Genomic DNA, 20,404 nt, shown 5'->3' with positions numbered 1-20,404 from the left:
GTCAAACCTCCCTGTCTTTTCCAGCCTGCAGAATGGTTTTCAACTGCATTAAAGCCTGTCGGTGCAATTGACACACTCTGGCTTCCGTGACTTCAAGCACCTGGGCTACTTCCTTCATATTGAGCTCATACTCATAATAAAGATTCAGCAGTAACTGCTCTCGTTCTGACAGTTGACCCAGAGCTGATGCCAGAACACTGCCTTGCAATCCTTTCTCTTCATGGTTTTCTGAAGGCTGCTGATATGAGACTCCGTCACTGCCTGCAACCAAATCTTCCAGACTGACGATATGACTGATATTGCCTTCAATCAGCATCTGCTGATACTCATGAATCTCTACACCGAGCTCTTCAGCGATTTCCCTTTCTCTGGGTGCTCGCCCAAGACGCCCTTCCAGGGTTTTGATCGCCTTGCGAATATCCCTGCTGCCTTCCCTGAACGATCTTGGTCGTCCATCAATGGCTCTCAGTTGATCAATCATGGCTCCACGAATTCTCAACTGAGCAAATTTTCTGAACCCGGCCAAACCTCGACCATCGTATCTTCTGGCTGCCTCCAGCAACCCTACCAGCCCTGATTGAATCAGATCGTCCAGAGAAACCGTACTGCCTGTCATTCCCATTAAGTGCAATGCTGTTTTTTTCACCAGACTGGTATGGTTATGAACCAGCTCTTTGACATCAAACTGTTGTGCCTGGCTATAAGCCATTATCCCACTGCCATGCACTGTGGAAATGCCTGACTGTTTCTTATCAGAACCCGGATACTGATGATTCCCGGTTGACGGGTATGAGTCTGGCATGGCCATTACTTTCCGCTTATTGAACCACCAGGTCAGTAATCAACAAATCATCCAGTACTACAGTAGACCGCTCTGCCGTCAGTAACTCATTGACTCGTTCAATAGTGTTATGTCGAATCTGATCCGTCGCTTCCTTGGCCGTTGCTTCCTTATAGGTCATCTGACTGAGGTAGTTGACGATGGCATTTCGAATCAGCGGGATATAAGTTTTAAGGACTTCCACAGCACCTTCGTCACGGCTCATCAGAGTTAATTTAATCTGCATGTAACGGGGTCGCCCTTGTGTCTGCAAACTGATAACAAAGGGCTCTAATGTGACAAATTTCGGCACCTCCGGTTTGAGGGCTTCTTCAGTTTCAGAGGGCTTTGATTGCGCGCTCATGAAATACCAGCCTGCAAAGCCTCCTCCCCCCACCATGATCAGCAATAGTAAAACAATGATAATCATCAGTGATTTACCAGAGCTTTTCTGTGGGTTCTCTGATCCACCCTCTATTTCTTCATCAGCCATAACTCTGCCCTGTAAGCTTTGAACCGCCCTGAGCCAAAATGCAGCTCCCCTCGAACCATGAAATTATCTACAAAGCCTTTACCGGCGTAACTTTCACAGTAATAAAATGTCCTTAGAGAAAGGAAACAGCCATGAGCGAAGAAAAACGTTTTGCACCACTCTCATACATAAAAATCGACGCAGAAAAATGTTTTTCATAGTACAAACAATATTCAGCAGCAGAGGCCAGTAATCAGGCGAAAGTATCCAGAAACCCTGTGGATACAGCCGTGTAGGAGCCTGATATCAAGCTGCCGCTTTCATCAGTACTCTCATCGACCATGGGGTTTGAAACTGAAGAAGCGGGAGAAGAGTGGAATTCATCCTTTTCTCTATCAGATTCCCTTTCAGCAGAAACATCGACATTAACCAGATCCAGATCATGATCCGCCATAGCCATTCGAAGACGATCAATCTGTTGCAAAATCAGCTCACGAACAGCATTGCCTGAAGCCTGAAAGTTCACAGTAACCTTATCACCATCAATATTGAGCAATAACTCAAGCTTCCCTAACTCTGGTGGATCAAGCCGAATAATCGCTGTTTTTTGTTCATTATTTGCCAACCAGGCCAGTCGGTTTCCCATGGCATTCGGGAAATCCTGAAACTCTTTAAGGCGCATGGTCATAGAGGGCTGAGCCTCTGTCTGTGGGGAAACGGGCGCATTAAATATTTTTGGTTCTACTGACTGAACAGGCGCTTGAACCGTTAAGTTCAAGGGAGTAGTCGTAGTGTTCTGAGTGTTTGATACCGTGGACTGGGGCTCAGCTTTGATGCTGGCTTCCAATCTGGGAGTGGTTTCTAACACTTTAAAGTCTCGAACGGATAGCTCTGGTTTAAACTCTCTATTTTCCGGATAAGGCTCAGACTTGGGGAACGACTTTCCATCCAGTGTCAAAGCATCTTTTAATGGCCTGACCTCTTCATGTCTCATCAGAGGTTGATGCTCTGATACTTTTCCAGCCTCAGACTTCAAGCCTGTTTGATCTGATAGTGAGCCCGGTAGGAGAGCTGTCCCCATAGACTGAGGCATTAGTTTCTGAAGCGAGTAATCAGCGGTATCAGCGGGTTGGGCAGGAATATTCTGTGCCAGAGCCTGTAGATTTGGCAGCCCCTGATTATAATCCACTACCGGATCGGAAGAAATGGCCAACTCTGCCAGTTCTGGTGGCAAGTGGTGAGACGGTTTCAAACTGGATGGCAATGGCTCTGGCAATGTTCTCAGCTGAGCTGAGCCTTCAATAACATGAGCTTGTTGAGTTGATAACAAATTCAGCAAAGCATCGAACGAGTTCTCACTTTTCGAAGAATGAGCAGAAACATTCGACTGCTGAAAAGGAGCGCTGGCAAGTACCTGAGTATTGGGATGAATAGCCTGATTTTCACCAGCAGGTATGGGCAGAATGCTGGCAAGATCCAGAGCGGGTAAACTGTCCATCAGCCTCGGCTCTTGTCACTTTGCTGATAGCTATCAATGGCTGCCTGGCGGCGTTTGCTGGCCATTAACTGCTCTTGTATATGATCTCGTTCAAGCTGGCAGGCAGAAATCATTTCCTGATACAGCATTTGCAGATCACCCAGCAGTCGTTTGACTTCTTCAGAAGGCGAAGAGCCATTTTCTAAAGCGTCTTCTATAGCCTGACGAGCTTCAGAATCCAGAGCTTCAAGTGTGGTCCAGTCCTTATTCCGAGTAGCTGTACTCAGATTGTGAATCGCTTCCTGAAGTTTTTCTTTTACGATGTCAGGATTTTTCATCAGTCACCTCTGAGCCATCAGAGATCGCATCCCAGGCTGACTTGATTTCTCCCATCAACCCAATGACTTCTTCCAGCTTATTCGTATCGTCCTGAGCATTGGATTGAATCAGCCCCTGCATACAATATTGGTAAAGCGCGCGGAGATTTGCAGAGATCTCACCGCCAGCCTGCATGTCAATAGAGCTATTCAGGGTAATAAGGATATCCAGGGCTTTATCGATACACTGGGCTTTTTCACGACGCTGTTTACGCTCCATAAAGCCTCGAGCCTGATGAAGGTCTTTCATCAAAGCACTGAAAAGTAACTGAACCAGTTTCTGCGGGGTTGCTACTTCAGCAGCGATGCCTCCCTGAACCTTGCTGTAGGCATTTACTGCAGCGGAATTTGCCATATGGAGTTCCTGCGACGATGATTACTCCACTCTATATCGTTTAGTTACTCCCATTATTTAAGCCCGCCAGATTATTGGTCAGGTACTGGCTGGTAGCATTCAATTGCCCTACCAGAGTTTCCATAGCCAGAAAGCGATCGCGCAGGTAGCTTTCAAAGGTTTCCATTCGAACATCCAGAGCCAGCCTGTCTTCATCAAGCTTTTTCAGATTCTGGTTCAGGGTATCCATTCGATCCTTGAAGATACCATCACTCTTGTCATAAGCATCCAGAAGATTATTTAGCTTTCCGGCCATGCCTGAGTCCCCGGTAAAGAATGCAGCAAGCTCACCGAAGTGGCTGTTTACTGCTTCTGTCAGCTGGCTGGAGGCAATTGACAGGGTTCCATCCGACTGAGTTTTGATACCCAGATCGGCCAGCATTTTTACATTCCCCGCCCCTGGGTTATCACTGATAATTCTTCTGACCTGACTTTGCATGGATCGGATAGTCGCGTCTCCAACCAACGCAGCAGCGTCCTGGCCAGGCTGGTATAAGCTGAGCTCGTTTATCTTGTTGATCAGAGCATTGTAGGCATCAACAAACTCTTTGATCGCATCCTCTGCGGCTGAAGGTTTCTCAGCTATTTCAAGCGTCACTGGATCAGACGTCACCTGTTTTACATCAATCGTGACACCATCAATCAGGTTTTCGAAGCGATTCTCTGATGAAGAGATTGTGATCTGCCCAGCCCCTTCCCCCAACACAATTTCAGCATTTCGGGCAGGACTTAACTCTGAAATGCCTGTAGTCAGACTTTTATCACTGCCACCCACGGTCAAAGCGCTGCCATCCACACTGACACTGTTTGCAGCTCCAGATTTATTACTGGTCAGAAGCAGCCTTTTACCGCTGCCATCATTGATCATGGTCGCCTGTACACCAGGGTTATCAGATGCTGAGTTGATAGCATCTTTGATGCCCGCAAGGGTATTGTTGCTGTTATCCAGCGTGATATTAAAACTATCTCCTCCCAGATTAACGGTCAGGCTGCCTGTTCCAAAAGTATCGGTATCCTGAAAAGTACCCGTGGCAAGACTGTGATTACTGGCAAGCGAGTTAACCTGGAGTTTGTAAGTACCTTTGACTGAAGCGCTGCCTGCGGTGACTGACATGGCATCCGCATCAGAGAGCGTTGTTGTTCTGGCCTGAAAAGAATCGGCGTTATTTAACTTGGCTACTGCTTTCTGAAAGGTATCAATAGCACTCTGGATGGATCCCAGAGCGGTCAGCTCAACGCTGTAAGCATTTCGGGAACGGGTGATCTGGGATTCCTTCGGTGCACGCTCTGCCTGAACCAGAGTTGTCACCATGGCATTAACATCCAGGCCCGAATTAAAACCACTGACTGAAAACATAGCCCCACTCCCACTTTTTTAAATTAACTCTGGTTCTGACGTTATCGACCTCTTTATATAAAAAAGGAGGCGCCAGGCGCCTCCCTACTGCGGGTGATTCTAAGTCAATCGTCCAGAACTTATCTGAGCAGAGACAGAACGTTCTGAGGTACCTGATTAGCCTGAGCAAGAACAGCTGTACCAGCCTGTTGCATGATCTGGTACTTGGTCAGGTTGGCTGTTTCAGTAGCAAAGTCTGTATCCAGGATACGGCTACGTGAAGCAGACATGTTTTCACGGATATTAGACAAGTTATTGATAGTCGAAGTCAGACGGTTCTGGGCGGCACCCAGTCCAGCTCTCTGACCATCAATAGAAGAAATATCAGCATCGACTTGACCCAGTGCAGTAGTAGCAGCAGACACTGTACTGATGTTACCACTGGCTGTGATACTCACCGCTGTCAGAGAAATCGTTACACCAGTACCATCGGTGTAGTTAACCGCAGCAGTGAAGTTCTGAGTCGCATTCAATAGTGTTTGACCATTGAACTCAGTAGTACTGCTGATGCGGGTGATTTCACTCTGCAATGCGGTGAATTCAGCGTTCAGGGAAGTACGGTCAGCGGTGGCATAGGTTCCGTTAGCAGCCTGCAGAGCCAGCTCACGCATACGCTGCAATGAGTTGGTTATTTCCTGCATGGCACCTTCAGCAGTCTGAGCCAGAGAGATACCATCGTTAGCGTTCTTGATGGCTACTGACAGACCACGGATCTGGGTAGTCATCTTGTTAGAAATTTGCAGGCCTGCAGCATCATCCTTGGCGCTGTTGATACGAAGACCTGAAGATAAACGTTGCATAGCTGTCTGCAGCATGCTCTGACTGGTAGTCAGGTTACGCTGGGCGTTCAGTGATGCAATGTTGGAGTTTACTGACATTACCATGTTGGTTTCTCCATCCGATGGATTCATTCATTATTTACAGCATTATTTACAGCACTATTGGCTGCTTACTGCGAAAATTTTCGCTGCTGACCGACTTTCAAAGAACCACGACGTTCAGGAGGTGGCCACCTGATTTCGATTCAACAGTACACTTCACTCGGAGAAACGGGGGCAGGACTTAAATAGTAAAAAGAATAAAATGAGATAAAGAATTGATTTAATAATCCCTATTAACTTTAAATAGGAAGAACAAGCCTTTTTAAGGAGCAAGCTATGACCCCTGAGGTGGTCGTTGATCTGCTCAGGCAAGCGCTGTACCTGGTAGTTCTGATGGTTTCAGTCATTATCCTGCCGAGCCTGCTGGTCGGGCTGATTGTCAGCATTTTTCAGGCTGCCACTCAGATTAATGAACAAACACTTAGCTTCCTGCCAAGGCTTCTGGTCACATTATTAGCTCTGGGGTTAGGCGGTCACTGGTTGATACGTGAGTTTATGGACCTGTTTGTCAACCTGTATACATCCATACCCGAGCTGTTGTTCTGATGATCCACCTATCAACAGCGGAATTGTCGGCATGGGTAGGCCAGTTTCTATGGCCGTTTATTCGTATCAGTACCCTGTTCATGTTTATGCCACTCATTGGCGCTACATCTGTCCCGGCAAGAGTCCGACTGGTCATGGGGCTCTCCATAGCCTTTCTGATCATGAACATCATTCCTGCCGTGCCTGTTGTGGAGCCTTTATCCATAGAAGCACTGGGTATCATGATTCACGAACTGGCCATAGGACTTACAGGAGCTCTGCTGCTACAAATATTCATGGCAACGTTCACCACTGCCGGGCAAATGATGTCTATGCAAATGGGCTTGGGAATGGCGGTCATGGTCGACCCTGTAAACGGCGTTAGCATTCCTATTCTCGCCCAGTTTTTTCAACTGCTGTCTTTTCTTATGTTCCTGAGCCTGAATGGACACCTTATAGTCATAGAGTTGCTGATAAACAGTTTCTATCTATTACCGGTCAGCGCTGATATCCATTTTTCTGACAGCCTGGACCAACTCATTAAACTGGGAGCCTGGATGTTCAGCAGTGCTCTGCTTATCTCTCTACCTGCCATCACAGCCATGATGGTGGTTAACTTTACTTTTGGAGTCATGAATCGAGCGGCTCCCCAGCTGAATGTCTTCTCTCTGGGTTTTCCCATGTCCATGTTATGCGGGCTGCTTGCTCTACTTCTGAGTGTTGCCAATATCTCCGGTATTTACCTGCAGCTCACTGAAGAATCCATGGCTCTGCTTAGAGCTATGTGGGGTCAGTAATGGCAGAAGATCGAAATGGAATGGAGCGCTCAGAAGAGCCTACCCAGAAACGCTTGCAGGATGCCCGAAAGAAAGGCCAGGTTGCTCGTTCTAAAGAACTCGTTACCGTCGCACTTTTTCTGGCTGGTGTCGGGGGCATTATTCTTTCAGGCTCTTTCATGGCTGAGACTCTGGGAGATGTAGCCCGCTCAGGCTTCTCTTTTAATCCGGATGTACTCAAAAATAAAGAAAACCTGCCTGGATTGATGGCAAGTCAGGTGGTTTACGGATTCAGCAGCCTCATTCCATTCTTCAGCTTTACCATTCTTTCTATTCTTTTTGCTTCTCTGATCATGGGGGGATGGCTATTCAGTGGTGAACCCTTAATCCCCAAATGGGAGAAACTCAGCCTGATCAAAGGTCTGGGCAGAATGTTCTCGAAAAAATCCATGATCGAGTTATTTAAGTCAATTTTAAAAATCGTAATGGTCGGTGGCGTAATGATCATCTCTGTCCATTATTTCTATCGAGAAATACTGGCACTCAGTCTGCTGCCTGTTCAACAGGCAATCCTTCATAGTCTGCTTATTTTGGGGCAGGCAATTATCAGCCTTTCCATAGCGTTAGTCATCATTTCTCTGATCGACATTCCTTTTCAGATCTGGGATCACAAACAACAACTGAAGATGACTCGTCAGGAAGTGAAAGATGAAATGAAGGAGACTGAAGGTAATCCGGAATTAAAAAGCCGGGTCAAGGAACTGCAGAAAGAAGTCGCCAATCGCAGAATGCTGGAAGCTATTCCGGACTCAGACATTATTATCACCAACCCAACCCATTATGCTGTTGCCCTGAAATACGACGCAAATAAAGCAAAAGCTCCTTTTGTCGTTGCGAGAGGCGTCGATCACATGGCTTTAAAAATCTGTGAAATTGCTCGAGCACATAATAGAACGGTTCTCCAGTCTCCAGCCCTGACCCGGGCCATCTATCACTCCGCCAAACTGAATCAGGAAGTCGCTACTGACCTTTACCTGGCAGTGGCTCAATTGCTTGCCTATGTTCATCGACTGAATGAATACAGGGCAGGAAGAAGCAGTGTTTTTCCAGAAAAGCCGCAAGAGCCAGATATTCCAGATTATCTCAGAAAGTAATAATCCATTTTTAATACCAGCACATAATCATTAACGCCTATGATTAATCAGTGCTTGATGGATCAGGCGCTGTCAACTTATCAGTCAGAGTCGATATTTCACGATCAATATGCTTGATTTCATCAATAATGGGCTTAGCTGTTTCCGGAGACTTTTCCAACGCCAGTCGCAATATACTCATCCAGTTAAGGTTATTTTTGGCTCTTGCTGACTCAATTTGATCAATAGGATGTCTGGGCGTTTCTTCTTTATTTTGCCACTGAATGTTGATGGAAAATTTCTCGAAAACAGTGCTGTATTTCTCACGAACAGCCTTCTTCCCTGACTGCCACTCGTCTTTCGTTAAGCCAAGCGAATGAACACCTTTGCGGTCACTATTCTTGATAATATTCGATCGCCTGAACCCTTCTTCCTGAAAAAGAAATTTCTTGTGGAGTTTGACTACCGCGTCATTACCTTCAATCACTTCACAGTTTAACTTCTCCATTTCAAGCTGTTCAAAAACAAAGTTAATAAAAGAAAATTCAAGAGCCGACCCCAGCCCGCCTCTTGATGATTCTGTTAAGTAAAAAGCCCAGTCAGCCTTTTTATGCAGAGAGTCTATAGCATTGAGGCTAACGACACCAAGAATCTCACTGCCATCACCCATAACAGCAAATGTGATCTGCTGGTCATCGTTCTTAAGGCGGTTGATCCAGCCAAGATGTTCATTTGCACTGATAAGATGATCGGTGTACATCCACTTTCTCACCTTTTCTTCATTTCTGATGTCTCTCACTTTCATTTGCTGTTCAGTATCAAGTGATACCAATAACACCAGTTCAATCGATTGGGGTGATAGTGAGCTCATAATGCACCTTCATACTGTTTTTTAATTATTGTGCAGGAAAATTTCAGTTAATAACTAAAATCATTAACCCTAAACTGAGCCTTGTACCTGCTGTTTTTTTTAACGTCTATGAATCCACAGAACAACCTCTGGCTAATAAATAAAGGTTCGCCTGAGTAAAAGAATGACTCTTAAAATATACGTTCTAACGTAAATCAGAGGGAGGGTTTTTTTCAAAGCTGTTTGTCAGATCGCTATCTATTACGAAATAACAATCACCTCATACATCAGAAACTGCAATCTTTTAACTATATTCAATCTTTTAACTATAAAGAGTGGTTAATTCATACTCCAGATAATCAGCCATGCTCAGCCAGTCATGCTTTTCTTGAGCCTGAAAAGCTTTTTTCATTAACTCCTCCAGCCATATTGCATCTTCTTCCTTCAGTGGCTTAGCCGCTATGAGTGTTTCATCCATGATAATGGGTAAGCAGGCATTGGCATCGGCCAGATGCCCAACTCTCATCATATGGGCGACGACGACCAGTTTTTCTTTCGGGCTCATCCAGTCTTTCATGACAAGGTTCCTGCTTTGTAGTAATTAGCTCCTTCAATGTTGGCCCCTTCCAGACTCGAGTTAAAGAAACTGACCGATGGTTGAGAACGTATATAGCGCTCAACGCCAACCAGATAACTGATCAGGTTAGGCTGGGATGGAACTTTTTCCCCTTTGCCATTTAGCACCCAATGCTGAGCCTGATTTGAATGAGCAGTAAGGAGCCCATTCTCCCAATAGGCATGTGACTGTCCTCCCGGGTATGAGAAGTCAGCTCCAAATAGAGAAACACTTTTAACACCCATTTTAACGGCCAGATCAATAGCAGGGTGTATCACACTGCCGTGGGTAAACAAATTTCCTTTGGGATGTTCATGCCTGACAGTGTCAAATATTTCTGAAAGCGAATAGGCGCAGAATCTTGGCCCCTGCCATTGCTCCAGTGCCTCATGGGTAATCAGAGGGAAATAAACCAGAGGTATAGAACCACTGCGATCAGACCCCAGACGCTCGGCTGTCATGTGATAATCAATACTGATCACAATATCCGGACGAACACCATGCTCGACTAAAGGAATAAAAGCCGTATCCACAGCAATCATCAAAGGAGGATTAGTGGATTCCTGCATCCTGAGAAGGTATTCATAATTGGCCTCGAGTGAGGGGCCGCTGGCAATAACACAGGCATTACGCCCTTTGGCAGTATCAAACCATTCAGATACATCCTGGTCTTGCTCAATCAATGGAGTATTCTCTGAGAATCGCTGGATAAACTCAGCATTCTCTTTATCAAATGGGCGGTTCATGAATTCTTCAGTACTGTCATTCCAGAGCTGATTTCTGGATGTAATATTCACTTCCGAAGCCAATACCAGATCAGCAGGCATAGAAAAGTAAGGCTTTTCTATGTCTCTGAAAACCGCAGCGCTGGCAAGATCAACCCGAGGATCTTCCAGCCAATGAGCTTGATCCGAGAAATGCAACACCAGACTGAATACGGCTTCGTTCATAATACGAACATGAAGCTCATCCAGCTGACTTCTCTTGAGCAGTTCATCCTGAACATCACCAAGACCTGTACCATAAAGAAACGCTACAGGACTCTCGTCAGGTATCATGGCTGCCTGTAACATAGCTTCCTGCAAACGATTGTGTCTACTGGATAGCTGTATGCCATTGACACTGATAGTCTGGTTAGCTCCGGTCACCAGATGAGCATCCAGTTGCCCGATATCCTGAAGACGAATGACTTCAGCCAACTCCGGCCAGCGTTCTTCAATTATCTGGATGTTTTTTTCGAAGAGTTCCGACATACCGTGTTCTCATTCAGGCTGTTGGCCATTGAAGATTCCATCGACTGATCCCCTTGATGATAAAGGCTGACTTTCCATAGCGGTTTCATACTGTTAACGTTGAAGACATTACTTCAGGCAGCGGATACTCCCATGGACAGGGGATTTCTGGACACACTGGGTCATTCCTTAAATAAGGACAGTTTTAAGAGAATCGTGAGCGGATATCTGGGCATTCCCCTGATCGTACTGATCACGATTGGAATGGTCACTCTGCCCATTCCGGCGTTCATGCTGGATATGCTCTTCACATTCAATATTGCTTTGTCCCTGCTGGTTTTACTGGTCAGCATCTACACATTACGACCACTGGATTTTGCTGTTTTCCCTACCATCCTGTTAGTAACCACGTTACTGCGTCTCGCCCTGAATGTTGCATCTACACGAGTGGTTCTGCTTCAGGGTCATGAAGGCAGTGGGGCTGCAGGTAAAGTAATCCAGGCTTTTGGTGAAGTGGTAATTGGCAACAATTATGTTGTCGGTCTGGTGGTCTTCTTTATCCTGATCATCATTAACTTTGTTGTGGTGACCAAAGGTGCCGGACGTATTTCCGAAGTCTCTGCAAGATTCACTCTGGATGCCTTGCCCGGTAAACAGATGGCCATTGATGCAGACCTTAATGCCGGATTGATCGATCAGAAAGAAGCTCATAATCGCCGCGAAGTGGTACGACGTGAGGCTGACTTTTACGGCTCTATGGACGGTGCCGGAAAGTTTGTACGCGGTGATGCTGTGGCAGGTTTGCTGATACTGGCTATCAATATCATTGGCGGACTCTGCATTGGCATCATGCTTCATAATCTGAGTTTCAGTGAAGCGTTTTCTATTTATGCGTTGCTCACAATCGGTGACGGTCTTGTCGCCCAGATACCTTCGCTGCTGTTATCCACAGCCGCCGCCATCATCGTTACCCGGGTATCAGAATCTGCTGATGTCGGTAACCAAATTTCTGAACAGATGTTTTCATCCCCCAGAGCTCTGGCAGTGACTGCCACCATTATTATTGTCATGGGGCTGGTTCCTGGTATGCCTCACCTTGCCTTTTTATCTCTGGGAGGAGCGGTAGGAGCAATGGCATGGTGGGCCTACAAAAAAAATCAGACGGCACAAGACCAGGAAGCTTCTGAAGATCAGGAACAAACAACCCATACAGCAGAAACAGGACAACTCACCTGGGATGACGTTCCACCCGTTGATCCCCTTGGCCTTGAGCTTGGCTACCGACTGATTACTCTGGTTGATGATAAGCAGGGTGGGAAGTTACTGACTCAGATAAAAGGGATTCGGAAAAATCTCTCCAATAAACTGGGCTTTCTGATTCCCAGTGTCCATATTCGAGATGACCTGGGCTTGAAACCCAGTGCTTATCGCATTTCTCTCATGGGAGTGGAATCCGCAGAAGGTGAACTGGAACCCGACAAACTACTGGCCATCAATCCAGGAGAAGTGTTTGGTGAATTAACTGGTATGCCAGCTCATGATCCGGCTTATGGACTGGAAGCCATATGGATTACTGAAGACCTTCAGGATGACGCCATCTCGCTGGGCTATACCGTTGTCGACCCTTCTACGGTTATTGCTACACACATCAGCAAAGTCGTCGAGGAAAATGCTCATGAGTTGCTGGGTCATGATGAAGTCCAGCAGCTTTTGGATAACCTGACTCAACAGTCTTCAAAACTGTCTGAAGAACTGGTGCCCAAAAAGTTATCCACCAGCCAGGTTATGAGAGTGCTAAGAGAGCTGCTTTTGGAAGATGTCCCAGTCAGTGACTTTAAAACGATTGCCAGTACTTTGCTGGAAGCCACTGAAAGACACAGCCACCCGCAAATGTTGGCAGGTGAAGTCAGGGCCGCTCTGAAAAGAACGATTGTCCATAACCTCATAGGCAGTGAGCAGAATATTCCGGTAGTCACTCTCGATGAAAAGCTGGAGCAGGTGATGATGCAAGCTTGGCAACAGGCTCAGCAAAACACTCAGTTTTCACCTGACTCCCTGCCTCTGGAACCCGGCATTTCTGAACAATTGCAGACCCATTTACCGGAAGTCGCCCGTCAACTAATGGCGGAAGGAAAGCCCGCTATTTTGCTGGTTTCAGCACAACTGAGACCCATGATGGCTCGCTACGCAAGACTCTGCACCGAAGGCATGAAAGTTCTGTCTTTCAATGAGGTTCCGGAACACAAAGACATTACAATTGTTGGTAAAGTAGGCTGACCTCTCTGGAAAAGGAGCTTGCTCTTCAAGCATTGCCGTGAATATGATAAGAGTTAACAGAAAGGTGCGTGGATAAAATCCGTATTTTCTTAAGCAGTCTGGATCGAGTTCGCGCGAGCAGGAGGCTGTGTGAAAAAATCTGTACCGCAAGACGTTTTGAACTTATTGGTTAACAACTCCCGGAAGACGAACGACAAAGTCTCCAATGGGGATAGTTATGCCAATGTACAGTCTTATGACCTGACTAACCCCGACTATAAGATTCATGACCTTCTGCCAACGCTGGAGTTGATCTACCGGCGTTTTGCTCAAAACTTCCGACACAGTCTCTATAACCTTCTTCACACCGGTATAGAATCAAAATTTGAACGGGTTGACTCCCTGAAGTACGGCGATTACATCAACGAAAATCGTGCAACAGAAGTCCAACATCTGTTCCGGGTTCAATCACTAAAATGTTCTGGCTTCTTTGCCCTTGATACCAAGCTGGTCAGTGCCATGGTCGAGCTGTTTTTTGGTGGTCCGGGAGACAGTTCCGATGATGGTGACCGGGAAATGACCCAGACCGAATTGAGGATGGTCAGGCGCTTTCTAAAGTCGGCCATTGACAACCTCCAGCAGTCCTGGGAAACCATTCTCCCCTTCAGAGTCAGACTGCCTGAATACGACTCCAACCCGGTATCCACCATTTTCACCAGCGATGCTGAACTGATACTGGTCAGTCGCTTCAGACTGAAACTCGCCAATAAGGAAGGACACCTCCATATCGTTTTACCTTACCGGGCTCTGGAACCAGTAAGAGAAAAGCTGCATACCTTCAAATTTACTGAGCAGGATCCGGAGTGGCGACAAAATCTGCGCAACAGCATTCTCATGGCTCCTGTTGAAATGAGCGCCACACTCTGCAATGTACAGCTGTCGCTTGAGCAGGTATTGAAGCTTCAGGTAGGCGACATTATTCAGGCAGATATGCCGAAACTGGTTTCCGTAAAAATAGCAGGAATTCCCTGTCTACAAGCCAGTGTCTGTCGCGATGATGACATGCTGGCTTTAAAAGTATCCCGCAAGGTGAATTCAAAAATTGCGCTCCAGAATAAAGAGGATGTGTAATGAGTGATCAGGACGAACAAGAACCTCAGGAAGGTACCAGCCCGGAAGAGCAGGGTTCCAATAAAGACATCTCGAAAGACAGTGCCACGATTATAGAAGAGGCCGTCAGTGGATCTATTGAAAATGATAATGATGAAAGCAATGAGAAAAGCCCTGACCTTGGGCTGATACTCGACATTCCTGTGACATTGTCACTGGAACTCGGTAGTACGCAAATCAGCATTGCAGATTTGCTGCGCCTCAATAAAGGATCCGTGGTTGAGCTTGAAAAGGAAGCCTCTGAACCTCTCGATGTAAAGGTGAATGGAACCCTGATTGCCTATGCGGAAGTCGTTGTTATTAATGACCGATACGGTATTCGCCTGACAGATGTTGTCAGCGAGTCTGAGCGTATCAAGAAGCTCTCATAAGCTATGAAAAACATGTTTCCTATTGTGATCTCGCCTCCTTCTCTCAAAAGGCTAAAAGGTTTTTTCCTCACGCTGTGGTCAGCTCTGTTGCTGACTTTATCCAGCTTTGCGCTTGGTGAAACTGAAGCAGACAAGCCGGCTGATCTCAGCTTGACCCAAGTGATTGCTCCATTGTTTTTCGTCATTTTGCTGATTTTTGCACTGGCCTGGATCGTAAAAAAACTGAACATAGGAACACCCGCCATTGGCCAGGGCATCAAAGTTGTTTCCAGCATTCCTGTTTCAAGTCAGGCCAGAGTTTGTCTGATTCAAATAGGTGACAAGGATATTCTGCTGGGTGTGACCAATCAGCAAGTCAGCCTGATTCATACCTTCGATGAATCTCCACTGCCACCAGAAAACAGGCAAAACCACCAGCACTTTGCTGACCAGTTCAAAAGTCTGCTCAAAGGCGGACACTCAAAGTGAGTCGCTGTCTTTTACTTTTACTTCTCTTAGCCCCAGCTTTGACTCAAGCAGAGCCTTCAGGCTTTCCACTTCTGACAGTCACTGATACAGGTGACGGCCAGGAATACAGCGCTACTCTGCAAATTCTGGTGCTAATGACCCTGATCGGGTTTATTCCTGCTGCACTGATGATGCTGACCAGCTTCACTCGTATCATTATTGTGCTGGCCATTCTCAGGCAAGCCATTGGCCTCCAGCAATCCCCTCCTACTCAGGTTCTGATTGGAATAGCTCTGGCACTCACATTACTGATCATGTCTCCCATTTTCGGCAAGATCTACAACCAGGCTGTGACCCCGTACATGAATGAAGAAATGACTATGATGCAGACCCTGAAGACGGCTTCAGAACCTCTGCGTACCTTCATGCTGAACCAGACCAGAGAAACAGATCTTTCACTGTTTATGCGAATCGGAAATGAAGAAGGCGTTCCACCGGAACAAGTCAGCTTTTCGATTCTTGTTCCTTCCTTTGTTACCAGTGAACTGAAAACAGCCTTTCAGATTGGCTTTATTATCTATATTCCCTTTCTGGTCATTGATCTGGTAGTGGCCAGTGTATTGATGGCTATGGGTATGATTATGCTGTCCCCTCAGATGATTTCTCTTCCTTTTAAACTCATGCTCTTTGTCCTGGTAGATGGCTGGGTACTAACGATGGGTACTTTGGCTTCCAGTTTTGGCTAGGAGGCTGACCGAGAATAGACACCCCGGCCTAAAATCCAGAAAGAACGGCCATCTTTTCCACTGAATTTGCTTAAATAGGTCAACTATTCGCACAAATCCAGTGAAAAAGCTGGCTCGTTCTACTGAATTTTATGCTCGGACGCTATTCTCGGTCAGCCTCCTGGGAGCCTGTCGGACTTAAGACAATAATCAGACCTTAATCCTCTTAATCAGCTCCTGATTATAGAAATCAACTAAAGATCTTTTTCTTCAAGGTTTGATTCATCTGGTAATACCCTGATAAAAACGATAACTTTCTAATTACACCTTTTTAATATCAGGGTGCTTCGCCATAGTTCCAGGGAGGGGGTTATGAGTCGTGACATCATCAAACAGCTAGCCAAAAAAAAATGGGCTGGAAAAGACTGGTTTCCGAACAGCCTGATCACTGTTGGACAAATTCTGGCCTGGCAAAAATTGACGGATGAAGAATGGCTGGAAGAATCACTTCGATTCAACTCGAAAGGCTCTTCCTCCTCTAAAGAAGACATCACCCAAAATCTGGTCAGGCTGGAGACGGAAGCCCCTGAACACAGTCGGGACGCCTTCAAACACTCTGAGACATTTATTCACTCTATTCCTGAATCCACCTTTGAAGAACTGACCACTCTCCTCACAGTGGCCTGGCAGCAAAGGCTTATTGAGCATGAGCAAGTCGTCCCCTCGTTAGTCGAAGCATTGGCGGGTCACGAAGTACACCCTTTCTCCCTGCCAGACAGTGTTGTAGAGCTTTTGACCGGGCTGGCAAATCCGGGAGATGAAATCTACTGCCCTTTCGAAGCGTCCACGGCCTTGATATTAAAAGCCCAGACGTTCACAGCTCAATGCTATTTTGAAACAGAATCACTCTCACCATTACCAGCTATCTGCAATGTCTTGCTCAATAGTCCGGTAGAGCTGAAATACAACAATCCACTGCTTACACCATATTGGACAGAACCCGGAACCCTCAGAACCTTTGGGGCCAGTATTGCCTTGCTTCCCGATGAGCAAACATTAGATGCCGATGCCGTCACAGACCTTTACGGAAGATACCCTGAGAGCTGTCTGAATAAGGAAATTCTGGCGCTGTTTCATACCCTCTCACAGACCAAAGGGCGCGCCATTGTCCTGATATCCCAGACTTTCCTGCAAAAAAGCACTCAGAAAGAACAGACCTTTAAACAAAAGCTATTACACAACCAGCACTTAAAAACAGTTATTGCTCTACCTTCAGATCTGCCACTACCAGGGAAATCCTCCGCTGCACTGTTAGTCTTCGATCAACAGCAGACGTTTGATGCAGTGACCTTAATTGATGCTAACCACGACTTTTTTAAATCCAGAGCCTTACCTCCAGCCAAAGGATCCCGACTCAGAAATATCACTTCTCTCATTGAACAGAGCGAGAGCTTTTCCAATGATCGCTTTGCGCGCCAGGTGACTTACGAAGATATTGCAGCCAACCATTACAATCTCCAGGTCTCACGTTATGTTCTGCCTCATCATCAACTCAAACTGAATAACCTGATAGAGAAGCTGGAAACATCGCCTTTGACTCATCTTGCAGAATTGATTCGGGGACAAGCCATTCGACATCAGGACTCAATGCATGGAGAGTCTTTCATCGAGGTGTTGCCCGGTGATATCAATGAAGCAGGAGAAGTAGAGAATCCCGAAAAAAATATCAGAACAGCCGATCAGCTCAAAAGAGCAAAGCAGCAACTTCTTAAAGCGGGAGATATTCTACTTGTTGTAAAAGGACAGGTAGGAAAAGTAGGCATTGTTCCAGCTCTGTGCGGTCATAACTGGATAGCCAGTCAGGCTTTTATTATTGTTCGCATGAAGCCCAGCACTCACATTCAAAATCCCGTTGTATTATTCAGATATCTTTACTCCCCCCTTGGCAAAGCTTTGATTAATCGTATTAAAACCGGTGGAAAAGTGCCTCTTTTACACACCGAAGATATCCATAGCTTGCCAGTACCCATGATTAATAATCAGGATCAAAAACAGGCGATTGCCTCCCATAATGATATTAAACAGGCCTATGCCGAGATTCGATTTTTAAGAGATAAAGCGGTCAATATCAATAAACAACTCTGGTCTTTATAACTATTTTTTTCTAATCATTCGTACAAGACTCTTTTTCCCCTGACACTGCATCTATATAAACTGAATATCCAAGATGCAGGTGGTCATTCTGATCATGACAATGACGGGAATAATGGAATTCAGCTGATGTAGACTGATAACGTTTTTTAGAACGTCTTCCGTCCCAGCTGAGCGTAAAGTATTCACCTTGTAGCACTATTCGATACACCCCTTCTTTGTCGTATCGATCAGGTGTCCATTTCACAGTGGCAACTCCCGACTCCCAGCTAAACAGCGTCGTCCAATCATCATCTGTTGCTATCGTTTCCCAATGTCCTGATCTGCTATCTTCTCTCTGGATATAGAAGAAACTATCTAGATCCATACCCGAGCGTGGATGTGATGAAATGTACTGCAGCTGAACTGTCTCGCCTGAGCTAATATTACCTGGTGCATCTGTCACTATCATACCGTAAGGCAAGTCCTCCTTTTCCAGGAAATCCTCCACGTGTACACCTTCGTACAGATAACTCAAGTCCAACGGTGCAACGTCATTTCCGGGTAACGGCTCTTCACCATTCAATTGCAGAGAGAGACTGGAAAATGCCTGCATCATGGCACTGTGTTCCCATGGGCCATATAATGTCGATGCCCCCTCATAATGCTGCTTCGAAAATTCTTCTGATGTTGTCAGATAACTCGCATAATCATTAGAGTAACCTGCAATCACAATATATTTTGGTGGAATACCCGATAGTTTTGCTAACTGATTCCGCAGTCTTCTACCAGCCATTACAGTGGGTTCAACAGGTAATGCTGCAATCTGAAAGTTGCCCAGTCGAGCAAGCATTAAAGGCACTACTTCAGGAACCCAGGGTTGATTAATGACTTCTCGATGCATGTTGCCAGATGGCAACCAGTCGTTGAGAAAATGATATTTCTTCTCCCTTCCCAAAGACAGTAAAACAGGCTTTGGCTTCTGACATTTCCGATCTTCTTCTGAGGGAGAAGTCAGAAAGTTGGTCACTTGTCTTACCCACCATCTTTCCGTATGACGTCCTTCATAAGCTCCTAACAACAGTCTTACTAAAAAAGACGACCGGCCATCTTCTGTACCTGCAGCAAAACCATACCCCATCGTTGGATGACAGGTCTTTACTGACTGGTTTAGTCCAGAGTATTCTGGCAGGACTTCATAACTGGAAAAGTCCACCCAGTTCTGTACCGACACAATATCTCCAAAAATATCCCTCCCCTTGCTGGTAAAAAGCTTCAAAGCTTTTATAAACTGCCTTTTACCTATTTCTCTGGCATTTTCATCAGCTGTTTTACCTGGCCCGGTTCCATCAAGATTAAGATTAGGGGTCATATCCCCAGCATTGGTTTGTGGAAAAGCAGCAACAAATGAATCCACTCCCCAGTTATACTTTGCATAACGTTCAAAAGCCCAACTGGCATAACCTTTGTTATCGCTGCTCAACAATTGATTACTACTGGGAAACGAGACAGCATGTGTCGCAAACCAGGTAATTGCGCCTATAGGTCTACCCTTGCGTATAAACTGGAGCTGCTGAATAAATCGATCGATAGAATGCCGTTTGTCAGCATCCACATTATTTTCATAGGCAGGCAGCGATCGATTGCGACTGGCATTTCCCAGCAACCCGGTTTTCATTAAGACCTTTGAAGGAGCAAGATCTTCATGGGCGCTATTGATAGCCTGAACAATACCCGAAACCATCTTTTCGAAAGCCCGGTCATCGAATATTCCATAAGGCATATTGTATAGAAAGTGATGGGACTGACCGGCTGCCGCACTATGGGTATGGGTAGCCGACAGGATGATGTTATGGCGGTTATAAAGAGTACCAAACCGATGGTTCAGTCTACTGAGGACAGCCTGATAAACACTGGCAAAGACGGCTCCGGCATCCAGGACCACAATGGCAAGTCGATTTCCTGTATCAGCCTGACTCACTATGAATGCTCGAGCCCACTGACGATCATTGATTCCAGCACTGATCTGACTACTGTCCGCATAACACATCATACCACTGCCTGCCGCTGAGCCCGTGATATCAGCTTTACTGACCCCAACCCAATAAGAAGCATTGACCCTTGATGCAACAAAGAGAAGTATCAAAAAGACACCGCAAAGAGGAAAATTGAGCCTGCACATAGAAGCCCCTATCACTTCAGGAAACGAAGTATAGGAGTGTCTCGGGGCCTGCGTGGATCAGATGACAGGCATTTGGGGACAAGTTTCTTGAAAAATCACAGCAAAGACACAGTTATCCAACAACTTATCCACAGGTTACAGACAATTCTGAAGGAACGGAATTTTACGCGGGGG

At 46.0% G+C, this 20,404-nt stretch carries 20 protein-coding genes; 9 read left to right on the top strand and 11 right to left on the bottom strand.

Going from position 1 to position 20,404, the window contains the following annotated elements; all coding sequences use genetic code 11:
• Nucleotide 1: 1 nt before the first annotated feature.
• The 7 genes from fliA to GZ78_RS19130 all read right to left on the bottom strand — a co-directional run bounded on the left by fliA (nt 2) and on the right by GZ78_RS19130 (nt 5,847).
• Nucleotides 2-802, bottom strand: coding sequence for an RNA polymerase sigma factor FliA (fliA, locus tag GZ78_RS19160; RefSeq protein ID WP_161787434.1), 801 nt, complete (start codon nt 800-802; stop codon nt 2-4).
• 16 nt (nt 803-818) lie between these two features.
• The gene (locus tag GZ78_RS19155) at nt 819-1,313 is read right to left on the bottom strand and encodes a flagellar basal body-associated FliL family protein (protein WP_034839778.1); all 495 of its coding nucleotides are present in this window, start codon (nt 1,311-1,313) and stop codon (nt 819-821) included.
• Nucleotides 1,314-1,545: 232 nt separating this feature from the next.
• Nucleotides 1,546-2,790 carry a flagellar hook-length control protein FliK gene (locus GZ78_RS19150; RefSeq protein ID WP_034839777.1) on the bottom strand — a complete coding sequence of 415 codons (1,245 nt, stop codon included), beginning with the start codon at nt 2,788-2,790 and terminating at the stop codon, nt 1,546-1,548.
• Nucleotides 2,790-3,107, bottom strand: coding sequence for a hypothetical protein (locus GZ78_RS19145; RefSeq protein WP_034839775.1), 318 nt, complete (start codon nt 3,105-3,107; stop codon nt 2,790-2,792). Before GZ78_RS19145 ends, GZ78_RS19150 begins: the two co-directional genes overlap by 1 nt.
• Nucleotides 3,094-3,501, bottom strand: a complete 408-nt coding sequence (fliS, locus tag GZ78_RS19140; RefSeq protein ID WP_034839773.1) for a flagellar export chaperone FliS — start codon at nt 3,499-3,501, stop codon at nt 3,094-3,096. Before fliS ends, GZ78_RS19145 begins: the two co-directional genes overlap by 14 nt.
• 40 nt (nt 3,502-3,541) lie before the next feature.
• Nucleotides 3,542-4,897 (bottom strand): flagellar filament capping protein FliD, encoded by a 1,356-nt coding sequence (gene fliD / locus GZ78_RS19135; RefSeq protein ID WP_034839770.1) that lies wholly within the window; start codon nt 4,895-4,897, stop codon nt 3,542-3,544.
• A 119-nt stretch (nt 4,898-5,016) separates the two neighbouring features.
• The gene (locus tag GZ78_RS19130; protein ID WP_330217624.1) at nt 5,017-5,847 is read right to left on the bottom strand and encodes a flagellin N-terminal helical domain-containing protein; all 831 of its coding nucleotides are present in this window, start codon (nt 5,845-5,847) and stop codon (nt 5,017-5,019) included.
• A 246-nt stretch (nt 5,848-6,093) separates the two neighbouring features.
• On the opposite strand from GZ78_RS19130, the gene fliQ reads away from it, so the two are divergent.
• From fliQ to flhB, 3 genes are read left to right on the top strand one after another with little or no spacing between them, the layout of a single operon-like run.
• Entirely contained in the window at nt 6,094-6,363 is a 270-nt protein-coding gene (gene fliQ / locus GZ78_RS19125; RefSeq protein WP_034839767.1) for a flagellar biosynthesis protein FliQ, read from the top strand.
• A complete protein-coding gene (fliR, locus tag GZ78_RS19120; protein WP_034839765.1) occupies nt 6,363-7,139 on the top strand; it encodes a flagellar biosynthetic protein FliR in 777 nt (258 codons plus the stop codon). Before fliQ ends, fliR begins: the two co-directional genes overlap by 1 nt.
• Nucleotides 7,139-8,272 (top strand): flagellar biosynthesis protein FlhB, encoded by a 1,134-nt coding sequence (gene flhB, locus GZ78_RS19115; protein ID WP_034839763.1) that lies wholly within the window; start codon nt 7,139-7,141, stop codon nt 8,270-8,272. Before fliR ends, flhB begins: the two co-directional genes overlap by 1 nt.
• A 43-nt stretch (nt 8,273-8,315) precedes the next feature.
• On the opposite strand, the gene pseH is transcribed toward flhB, so the two are convergent.
• The 3 genes from pseH to GZ78_RS19100 all read right to left on the bottom strand — a co-directional run bounded on the left by pseH (nt 8,316) and on the right by GZ78_RS19100 (nt 10,970).
• On the bottom strand, nt 8,316-9,122 hold the full coding sequence (gene pseH, locus GZ78_RS28465; RefSeq protein WP_081869945.1) for a UDP-4-amino-4,6-dideoxy-N-acetyl-beta-L-altrosamine N-acetyltransferase: 807 nt from the start codon (nt 9,120-9,122) through the stop codon (nt 8,316-8,318).
• Between the two features lie 301 nt (nt 9,123-9,423).
• Nucleotides 9,424-9,678: a hypothetical protein gene (locus tag GZ78_RS19105; protein ID WP_034839761.1), complete on the bottom strand. Its 255-nt coding sequence runs from the start codon at nt 9,676-9,678 to the stop codon at nt 9,424-9,426.
• Complete coding sequence (locus tag GZ78_RS19100) at nt 9,675-10,970, bottom strand: motility associated factor glycosyltransferase family protein (RefSeq protein WP_034839759.1); 1,296 nt, start codon at nt 10,968-10,970, stop codon at nt 9,675-9,677. The genes GZ78_RS19105 and GZ78_RS19100 overlap by 4 nt, the downstream gene beginning before the upstream one ends.
• A gap of 132 nt (nt 10,971-11,102) precedes the next feature.
• On the opposite strand from GZ78_RS19100, the gene flhA reads away from it, so the two are divergent.
• The 6 genes from flhA (at nt 11,103) to GZ78_RS19070 (ending at nt 18,072) form a co-directional block, all read left to right on the top strand.
• Complete coding sequence (gene flhA / locus GZ78_RS19095; RefSeq protein ID WP_034839756.1) at nt 11,103-13,226, top strand: flagellar biosynthesis protein FlhA; 2,124 nt, start codon at nt 11,103-11,105, stop codon at nt 13,224-13,226.
• Between the two features lie 129 nt (nt 13,227-13,355).
• The gene (locus tag GZ78_RS19090; RefSeq protein ID WP_034839754.1) at nt 13,356-14,336 is read left to right on the top strand and encodes a flagellar motor switch protein FliM; all 981 of its coding nucleotides are present in this window, start codon (nt 13,356-13,358) and stop codon (nt 14,334-14,336) included.
• Complete coding sequence (gene fliN, locus GZ78_RS19085) at nt 14,336-14,746, top strand: flagellar motor switch protein FliN (protein ID WP_034839751.1); 411 nt, start codon at nt 14,336-14,338, stop codon at nt 14,744-14,746. Before GZ78_RS19090 ends, fliN begins: the two co-directional genes overlap by 1 nt.
• Before the next feature lie 3 nt (nt 14,747-14,749).
• Nucleotides 14,750-15,214 (top strand): flagellar biosynthetic protein FliO, encoded by a 465-nt coding sequence (fliO, locus tag GZ78_RS19080; protein ID WP_034839749.1) that lies wholly within the window; start codon nt 14,750-14,752, stop codon nt 15,212-15,214.
• Between the two features lie 38 nt (nt 15,215-15,252).
• Entirely contained in the window at nt 15,253-15,939 is a 687-nt protein-coding gene (gene fliP / locus GZ78_RS19075; RefSeq protein WP_236631622.1) for a flagellar type III secretion system pore protein FliP, read from the top strand.
• A gap of 351 nt (nt 15,940-16,290) precedes the next feature.
• Nucleotides 16,291-18,072, top strand: a complete 1,782-nt coding sequence (locus GZ78_RS19070) for a type I restriction-modification system subunit M/S (protein ID WP_034839745.1) — start codon at nt 16,291-16,293, stop codon at nt 18,070-18,072.
• Nucleotides 18,073-18,082: 10 nt separating this feature from the next.
• Here GZ78_RS19070 and GZ78_RS19065 read toward each other — a convergent pair whose 3' ends face one another.
• On the bottom strand, nt 18,083-20,230 hold the full coding sequence (locus tag GZ78_RS19065; protein ID WP_034839742.1) for a neutral/alkaline non-lysosomal ceramidase N-terminal domain-containing protein: 2,148 nt from the start codon (nt 20,228-20,230) through the stop codon (nt 18,083-18,085).
• Nucleotides 20,231-20,404: the final 174 nt, after the last annotated feature.

It is taken from the genome of Endozoicomonas numazuensis (assembly GCF_000722635.1).
Taxonomy (GTDB): Bacteria; Pseudomonadota; Gammaproteobacteria; order Pseudomonadales; family Endozoicomonadaceae; genus Endozoicomonas_A; species Endozoicomonas_A numazuensis.
This window is presented reverse-complemented; position numbering and strand designations above follow the sequence as displayed.